The sequence below is a fragment of the Kitasatospora sp. NPDC057198 genome (genome assembly GCF_042670125.1).
Lineage (GTDB): Bacteria > Actinomycetota > Actinomycetes > Streptomycetales > Streptomycetaceae > Kitasatospora.
On sequence record NZ_JBHUWH010000377.1, the window covers coordinates 1 to 7,659 of the forward strand.

Annotated in this window: 8 protein-coding genes; 6 read left to right on the forward strand and 2 right to left on the reverse strand. The window is 74.7% G+C overall.

Translation table 11 applies throughout. From position 1 onward, the window contains the following. A partial coding sequence (locus ACFUEL_RS30495) for an ADP-ribosylglycohydrolase family protein (RefSeq protein ID WP_380240011.1) occupies positions 1 to 849 on the reverse strand: 849 nt, incomplete at its 3' end. A 579-nt stretch (positions 850 to 1,428) separates the two neighbouring features. Here ACFUEL_RS30495 and ACFUEL_RS30500 point away from each other — a divergent pair. From ACFUEL_RS30500 to paaE, 6 genes are all read left to right on the forward strand, one after another. Next, positions 1,429 to 2,721, forward strand: coding sequence for a M20 family metallopeptidase (locus ACFUEL_RS30500; RefSeq protein ID WP_380240013.1), 1,293 nt, complete (start codon positions 1,429 to 1,431; stop codon positions 2,719 to 2,721). A 301-nt stretch (positions 2,722 to 3,022) separates the two neighbouring features. Beyond that, positions 3,023 to 3,988, forward strand: coding sequence for a 1,2-phenylacetyl-CoA epoxidase subunit PaaA (paaA, locus tag ACFUEL_RS30505; protein WP_380240014.1), 966 nt, complete (start codon positions 3,023 to 3,025; stop codon positions 3,986 to 3,988). Continuing rightward, positions 3,985 to 4,278, forward strand: coding sequence for a 1,2-phenylacetyl-CoA epoxidase subunit PaaB (paaB, locus tag ACFUEL_RS30510; RefSeq protein WP_344550842.1), 294 nt, complete (start codon positions 3,985 to 3,987; stop codon positions 4,276 to 4,278). The genes paaA and paaB overlap by 4 nt, the downstream gene beginning before the upstream one ends. 32 nt (positions 4,279 to 4,310) lie before the next feature. Then, positions 4,311 to 5,192, forward strand: coding sequence for a 1,2-phenylacetyl-CoA epoxidase subunit PaaC (gene paaC, locus ACFUEL_RS30515; protein WP_380240015.1), 882 nt, complete (start codon positions 4,311 to 4,313; stop codon positions 5,190 to 5,192). Next, complete coding sequence (gene paaD, locus ACFUEL_RS30520) at positions 5,186 to 5,689, forward strand: 1,2-phenylacetyl-CoA epoxidase subunit PaaD (protein WP_380240016.1); 504 nt, start codon at positions 5,186 to 5,188, stop codon at positions 5,687 to 5,689. Before paaC ends, paaD begins: the two co-directional genes overlap by 7 nt. Beyond that, the gene (gene paaE, locus ACFUEL_RS30525) at positions 5,689 to 6,756 is read left to right on the forward strand and encodes a 1,2-phenylacetyl-CoA epoxidase subunit PaaE (RefSeq protein WP_380240017.1); all 1,068 of its coding nucleotides are present in this window, start codon (positions 5,689 to 5,691) and stop codon (positions 6,754 to 6,756) included. The genes paaD and paaE overlap by 1 nt, the downstream gene beginning before the upstream one ends. A 3-nt stretch (positions 6,757 to 6,759) precedes the next feature. Here paaE and ACFUEL_RS30530 read toward each other — a convergent pair whose 3' ends face one another. Next, positions 6,760 to 7,449 carry an alpha/beta fold hydrolase gene (locus tag ACFUEL_RS30530; protein ID WP_380240018.1) on the reverse strand — a complete coding sequence of 230 codons (690 nt, stop codon included), beginning with the start codon at positions 7,447 to 7,449 and terminating at the stop codon, positions 6,760 to 6,762. Between the last annotated feature and the right edge of the window lie 210 nt (positions 7,450 to 7,659).

A 7,659-nucleotide genomic window follows, 5' to 3' on the forward strand; every position in this document is an offset into this window, starting at 1 on the left:
GGCGACCACGCCGCCCGCGACGGCGCAGGTGGTGTCCATGTCGCCCCAGCCGGCCAGGGTCTGCCACAGCGCCTCGGTGAGGTCGTCGAGGTGCCCGGCGGCGGACCACAGCGCGAACGGGACGGTGTCCTGCGCGGACACCGCGAAGCCGGAACCGAGCACCGTCGCGGCGTGCCGCACGCTCGTCCCCGCCGGGAAGCGGGCCGCGATCCGCAGCCCCGAGCGGACGTCGCTCTCCGGCAGCAGGCCCGCGACCTCCGCCAGGAACTCCGCCCGCCCCGGCGCGGCCGACCCGCGCGAGCGCACCGCCAGCGCCGCGGCCAGCGCCACCGCCTGCGCGCCGACCGCCGCCTCCGGGTGCGCGTGGGTGGCCCGGGCGGAGCGCACCGCCTGCTCGGCGACCACCGCCAGGTCGTCCGCGAACCACGCGCCGAGCGGGGCGACCCGCATCGCCGCGCCGTTGCCGTGCGACCCCTGGCCGCTGAACAGCGCCGAGGTGACCGCGACGTGGTCCGCCCCGTCCTGCACCTCGCGCAGCACCCGGTGCATCGACGGCCCGTACTTGCGGTGCGGGAAGGCCGTGTACTCGGCCGCGAACTCCCGTGCCAGCGCGGCCGGTTCGACCTCGCCGCGGTCGCACAGGTGCCGGGTCAGGACCAGCGCCATCGCGGTGTCGTCCGTCCAGTGCCAGGGCGCCGGCCGGACGATCCGGGCGGCCTGCTCCGCCGACGCCTGCTCCACCGGCGGGTGGAACCAGCGGTCGCCGAACGCGTCGCCCAGCGCCAGCCCGCGCAGGCTGTCGACGGCGGGCGGCGGGACGGACCGGGGGGCGGACCGGGAGGCGGACATCGGGGCTCCGGGGGAGAGAAGGGCCGGTGGGGAGGATTGTCCCGGCCGGGGACGAACGTTCGCCAACGGATTTCCCCGGACCCGGGCCACCCGACTGGTACCAAAGGCTGATTCGCGGTCACCCATCGGACGGGGTTCGCTCGATCGTGGGCGGTTCGTGCTGCCGAACCGCCCCCGTGGGTCCAAGGTGGGAGGCAGGACGCACTCGGAAGATCGCGTCCCGCTCGCCGCGCCAGGCCCGGGGCCGTGCGCGCGCCCCGACGGACACCGTCCGCCGGGCACGCGCCCCCGGACCCGCCGCGACGCGCTGAGCGGCAGGCCACCTCGCAGGGAGGCGAACCGATCTTCTAGGCTCGCTCATCGGTCCCCTGCCGCGGTGCCCGTCCGCACCGAGGAGCGGAGACCGACGTCCCCGGGCCCCGGGCCGAGCCGGAGCCGCGGACCGAGCGAGGAGGACGCAGTGTTGCCCAGCCCAAGGTCGCACCGTACGCAGCGACAGAGCCCGACGCCGCGCAGGACCCCCCGGCCGCTCGCCCCACCGATACCGCCCAGTACCCCGCGACCCGCCGGAGGTGAACGGTGAGCCCCCATACCGTGGCCCCCGAGCCGCACCCCGACCGGGCACCGGCCGCCACCGACACCCCGGACGCCGCCCCCGCAAGCACCGAACCCCCCGGCGCCGCAACGGCGTTGCCCCCCACCGCCGCCGCCCTGCCCGGCCTCCCGCGCACCCTCACCACCCGGGCCCGGACCCTCGCCGCGGCCGTCCGCAAGCGCTGCGCCGACCTCGCCGGGATCGAATCCCCCTCCGGCGACGCGCCCCGGCTCGACTCCCTCGCCGAAGAACTCGCCGCCGGCTACGCCGCCACCGGGGCCACCGCCGTCCGCAAGCGCTGCGAGCACGGCGACCACCTCGTCCTCGACTGGCCCGGCCAGCAGGAGGACCTCCCGCACCTGCTGGTGGTCGGCCACCACGACACCGTCTGGCCCGTCGGCACCCTCGCCGACTGGCCCGTCGAGGAGCGCGACGGACGGCTCACCGGCCCCGGCGTCCTCGACATGAAGGGCGGACTCGCCCTGCTGGAAGGCGCGTTCGCCCTCCTCGCCGACCTCGGACAGCGCCCGCACCGGCCGGTCCGGATGGTGATCGTCTCGGACGAGGAGATCGGCAGCCCCGACGGCCGCACCCAGGTCGAACGCCACCTGCGCGGCGCCGCCGCCGTCCTCGGACTCGAACCCGGGCACCCCGACGGCCGTCTCAAGACCGCCCGCCGCGGCTCCACCCGGGTCCGGCTCACCGTCACCGGCCGCGAGGCCCACGCCGGCAACGACGCCGCCGACGGCCTCTCCGCGATCGACGAACTCGTCGACCAGCTGATCGCCGTCCGCGGCCTCGCCCACCAGCCCGGCACCGAACTCAACACCGGACGCATCGGCGGCGGCACCCGCGCCAACGTCGTCGCCGGACACGCCGAAGCCGAACTCGGACTGCGCTTCGCCACCACCGAGGCCCAGCGCCGCACCCTCGACACCCTCGCCCACCTCACCCCGCACCGGCCCGGCGCCGACGTCCGCACCGAAGTCCTCTCCAGCCGCCCCGCCTGGCCCGAACGCGCCGGAAACCCGCTGCTGCGCCACGTCCGCTCGCTGGCCGCCGCCCTCGGCCAGCAACTCGACGGCGCACCCGCCGGCGGGGCCGGTGACACCAACCTGGCCGGCGCGAGGGGCCTGCCGACCCTGGACGGCCTCGGCGCGGTCGGCAGCGGCCCGCACGCCCGCCACGAACACCTCCGCATCGACCAACTGGGGCCCCGCATCGCACTGCTGGCCGCACTGCTGGCGGTGCCGCTGCCGCGCCTGCGCGAAAGGTAGGGGGCTCGGGGAACGGCGAAGGGCCCCGCCAGGGGCTCGGGGAACGGCGGAGGGCCCCGCCAGGGGCTCGGGGAACGGCGAGCCCGGGTCTGCTGGCGGTGCACTGCCGGAGCGCGCGTCGGCTTCCGGTTCCGTTTACTACACGCAGCAGCACGAACACTCCGATGGGCTCCGACCGTCAGCAGCACGGACCCGCCGTTCCCCGGGCCCCTGGTGGTGCATGCCTGTCTGTCGACAGTTCCCCGAGCCCCTGGTTTGTTCCCCCTGTGCTGCTTGTCATGGTGCTGCCGCTGTGTACAGAATGGAACCGACCGAACGGTCAGTCGGGAGGTGGGTCGTGGAGGCGCGGTTCGAAGCGGTGATCGCCGCGGATGCGCGGGTGGAGCCGCGGGACTGGATGCCGGACGCGTACCGGGCGACGCTGGTGCGGCAGATCGCGCAGCACGCCCATTCGGAGATCATCGGGATGCAGCCGGAGGGCAACTGGCTGACCAGGGCGCCCTCGCTGCGGCGCAAGGCGATCCTGCTGGCCAAGGCCCAGGACGAGGCCGGGCACGGCCTGTACCTGTACGCGGCGGCCGAGACGCTCGGGGTGGACCGGGCCGAGCTGACCGAGAAGCTGATCGACGGCCGGCAGAAGTACTCCTCGATCTTCAACTACCCGACGCTGACCTTCGCCGACGTCGGCGTGATCGGCTGGCTGGTGGACGGCGCCGCGATCTGCAACCAGGTGCCGCTGTGCCGGTGCAGTTACGGGCCGTACGCTCGGGCGATGGTGCGGATCTGCAAGGAGGAGTCGTTCCACCAGCGGCAGGGCTACGAACTGCTGATGACGCTGATGGCCGGGACGGACGCCCAGCGCGCCATGGTGCAGGACGCGGTGGACCGCTGGTGGTGGCCGTCGCTGATGATGTTCGGCCCGCCGGACGGCGCCTCGCCCAACAGCGAGCGGTCGATGGCCTGGCGGATCAAGCGGCACAGCAACGACGAGCTGCGCCGGCGCTTCGTCGACATGACCGTCCCGCAGGCCGAGCACCTGGGCGTGACGCTGCCCGACCCGGACCTCGCCTGGAACGAGGAGCGCGGCGGCTGGGACTTCGGCGAGCCCGACTGGTCGGAGCTCCAGCAGGTGATCAAGGGCGACGGGCCGTGCAACGCGCAGCGGATCGAGCGGCGCCGGGCGGCCCACGAGGACGGCGCCTGGGTGCGCGAGGCGGCCTCGGCGTACGCGGCCAAGCAGGCTGCGCGAGAAGGGAGTTCGGGATGAGCGGGGAGCGGGCCTCCTGGCCGCTGTACGAGGTGTTCGTGCGGCCCAGGCGCGGGCTGAACCACGTGCACGTCGGATCGCTGCACGCGGCGGACGACAAGATGGCGCTGCTCGCGGCGCGCGACCTGTACACCCGGCGCAACGAGGGGGTGAGCCTGTGGGTGGTGCGCTCGGACGCGATCACCGCGTCCAGCCCGGACGAGCAGGACGCGTTCTTCGCGCCGAGCGGCGACAAGGTCTACCGGCACCCGACGTTCTACCCGATCCCCGAGGACGTCCCGCACATCTGAGTCATCGTCAGGAACCAGGCAGGGAAGGCGACATGAGCGACGACCACGTGTACCTCGCGCTGGCCGAGGCGGGCGGCGAGGCGGACGGCGAGGCCCGCTGGGCCTACGGCACCGGCTTCGCCGACCCGCTGCTGGGCGTGGACGCCGCGCCGCCGGCCGGCGTCGATCCGGCCGACCTCGCCGCGTACTGCCTGATGCTGGGCGACGACGCGCTGGTGCTCTCCCAGCGGCTGATCCAGTGGATCACCCGGGCACCGGAGTTGGAGGAGGAGGTGGCGCTCGCCAACCTCGGCCTCGACCTGCTCGGCCAGGCCCGCCGGCTGCTCACCCGGGCCGGCCAGCTCGACGGCAGCGGCCGGAGCGAGGACGAACTCGCCTACTGGCGGCCGGAGTCCGAGTTCCGCAACGTGCGGCTGGTGGAGCTGGAGAACGGCGACTTCGCGCAGTGCGTGCTGCGGCTGCTGCTGTTCGCCACCGCCCGCGAGGAGCTGTACCGGCGCCTCGCCGACCACGCCGACCCGGTGCTGGCGGCCGTCGCGGCGCTCGCCGTCAAGGAGTTGGCGTACCACCGGGAGTACGCGGCCGCCTGGACGGTGCGGCTCGGCGACGGCACCGAGGAGTCGCACCGGCGGATGCGCGCGGCGCTGGACGCGCTCTGGCCCTGGCTGGACGAGCTGTTCACCCCGCACGAGGTCGAACTCCGGCTCGGCACCGACCCGTCGCAGCTGCGCGAACCCGTACTCGCCGCGCTGGAACGGGTGTTGGCCGAGGCCACGCTGCCCGTCCCCGACCTGCCCGGCCGGGCGTACGTGGACGGGCGGGCCGGGCGGCACGGGGTGCACACCGAGGCCATGGGGCCGCTGCTCGCCGAACTGCAGGTGCTGGCCCGAGCACACCCGGGGGCGACGTGGTGAGCACCCTGCTGGAGCGCGCCCGGGAGGTTGCCGCCGCCGTGCCCGACCCCGAACTGCCCATGCTCACCCTGGACGACCTCGGCGTCCTGGCCGGGGTCGAGGTCGAGGAGGCGGACGGGGCGGTCACCGCCTGGCTGACGCCCACCTACTCGGGCTGCCCCGCCGTCGCCGAGATGGCCGCCGACGTGGCCCGCCGGCTGCGCGCCGCCGGGTTCGCGAAGGTCGAGGTGCGGCTGCGGATCGACCCGCCGTGGTCCAGCGACCGGATCAGCGCCGCGGGCCGCCGCAAGCTCGCCGAGGCCGGCATCGCGCCCCCGCACCCCGGCGGGACGCCCGGCGGACTGCTGCAACTCGCCCCGACCAGAAGGGCGGTGGCCTGCCCGCAGTGCGGCTCCGCGGACACCGAGGAGCTGTCCCGGTTCGGCTCCACCGCCTGCAAGTCGCTGTGGCGGTGCCGCAGTTGCCGGGAACCCTTCGACCGGATCAAGGAGATCTGATGGCCGTCCGCCGCCCGCGGTTCCACCCGCTGCCGATCGGCGCCCTGGAACGGCTCTGCGGGGACGCCGTCGCCGTCACCTTCGACGTCCCCGCCGACCTGGCCGCCGAGTTCGCCTTCCGCCCCGGCCAGAGCCTCACCCTGCGCCGGATCGTCGACGGCGCCGACGAACGCCGCTCCTACTCGCTGTGCTCCCCGGTCGGCGGCCCGCTGCGGATCGCCGTCCGCGAAGTGCCCGGCGGCCTGTTCTCGCACTGGCTGGTGAGCGGCGCGAAGACCGGCGAGGTCGTCGAAGTCCTGCCCCCCGCAGGGGCGTTCACCGCCGACCCGGCCGAACCCGGCGAACACGTGCTGATCGCGGCCGGCTCCGGCATCACCCCGATGCTCTCCATCGCCGGCTCCGTCCTGGCCGGCCACCCCGACTCCAGGGTCACCCTGCTGTACGGCAACCGGCGCAGCGACACGGTGATGTTCGCCGACGAACTCGCCGACCTCAAGGACCGTTACCTGGACCGCTTCCAGCTCGTCCACGTGCTCTCCCGGGAGAGCCGCGACGCCGAACTGCTCAGCGGCCGCCTCGACCCCGACCGGGTCGCCGCCCTGCTGAAGGCCCTGGTGGACGCCCCCGCCGTCGACCACTGGTGGCTGTGCGGACCGTACGCGATGGTGCTCGGGGCGAAGCAGCTGCTGGCCGAACTCGGCGTCTCCGCCGGGCGGGTGCACCAGGAACTGTTCCACGCCGAGGACGAGCGCCCCGAGGAACGGCACCCCGAACCCGCGCCCGACGCCGCCGCCAGCGAGGTCACCCTCGTCCTCGACGGCCGCTCCAGCACCCTCGCCCTGCCCCGTGACCGCTCCGTCCTGGACGGCGCCCAACGCGCCCGCCCCGACCTGCCGTTCGCCTGCAAGGGCGGCGTCTGCGGCACCTGCCGCGCCCTGGTGCGCGAGGGCGAGGTCGAGATGCGGCGCAACTTCGCCCTCGAGGAGGCCGAGCTGGCCGCCGGGTACGTCCTCACCTGCCAGGCCCGGCCGGTCTCCGACCGGGTCACCGTGGACTACGACGCGTGAGCCTCACGCCCGTTCGGCCACCGCACCGATCAGCGAAGCCAGTTCGACGGGGCGGCTGAACATCGGCCAGTGGCCGGAGTCCAGCCCCACGTACTCGATCCGCTCCATCCGGGACACCTCCGGCGCCGCACCCTGCGCGACCCAGCCCCGGACCTCCTCCGGCGACGCCTCCGCGCACAGCATCGTCACCGGCACGCCGAACCGCCGCTCGTCCGCCAGCCGGACCGGGGCCAGTGCGACCCCGGCCGGGACGGGCACGGCCTCCGCCTCGAACCGGGCCCGCAGCTCCGCGTCCAAGTCCGCGCTGGTCGCCCCCGCGAAGGGCTCCCAGCCGGGGAACGGCACCACGCCGTCGACCACCGGGAACCACTCCGCGTACGTCTTCCCGTCCTCGTGCGGGAAGCCGTCCACCAGCACCAGCCCCGCGACCTCGCCCGGCCGGGCGTCCACCGCCATCCACCCCAGCGAACAGGCCGCCGAGTGCGCCACCAGCAACGGCTTCCCCGCCGCCGCGTCGACGGCGGCGAGCACCGCCGCGAGCTGCTCCGCGAGGGTGGCGTCCGCCCGCCCGTCCCCCTGACCGGGCAGGGTCAGCGGCACCGGGCGGTGGCCGCGGTCGGTGAGGGCGGGCACGACCGCGTTCCAGGCGGTGGTGCCGTCCAGCCAGAGGCCGCCGATCAACAGGACGTCCATGGGAGTCCCCTCCGTTCAACGTTCGAGCAGGTCACTGACCATGCTAGGAGGGGTTCCGGACGATCTGCTTCCTGAATGCCAGAAGAGCACCACCAGGGGCTCGGGGAACGGCGAGTCCGTGCTGCTGACGGCCGGAGCCCATCGGAGGTTCGTGCTGCTGCGTGTCTCTGACAGAACCAGAAGCCGATGCGCGCTCCGGCAGTGAACCTC

Bases quoted from the DNA above. Each gene is read 5' to 3' on its own strand.
- paaA (WP_380240014.1), top strand. From the start codon at position 3,023: ATGGAACCGACCGAACGGTCAGTCGGGAGGTGGGTCGTGGAGGCGCGG.
- paaB (WP_344550842.1), top strand. From the start codon at position 3,985: ATGAGCGGGGAGCGGGCCTCCTGGCCGCTGTACGAGGTGTTCGTGCGG.
- paaC (WP_380240015.1), top strand. From the start codon at position 4,311: ATGAGCGACGACCACGTGTACCTCGCGCTGGCCGAGGCGGGCGGCGAG.
- paaE (WP_380240017.1), top strand. From the start codon at position 5,689: ATGGCCGTCCGCCGCCCGCGGTTCCACCCGCTGCCGATCGGCGCCCTG.
- ACFUEL_RS30530 (WP_380240018.1), bottom strand. From the start codon at position 7,449: ATGGACGTCCTGTTGATCGGCGGCCTCTGGCTGGACGGCACCACCGCC.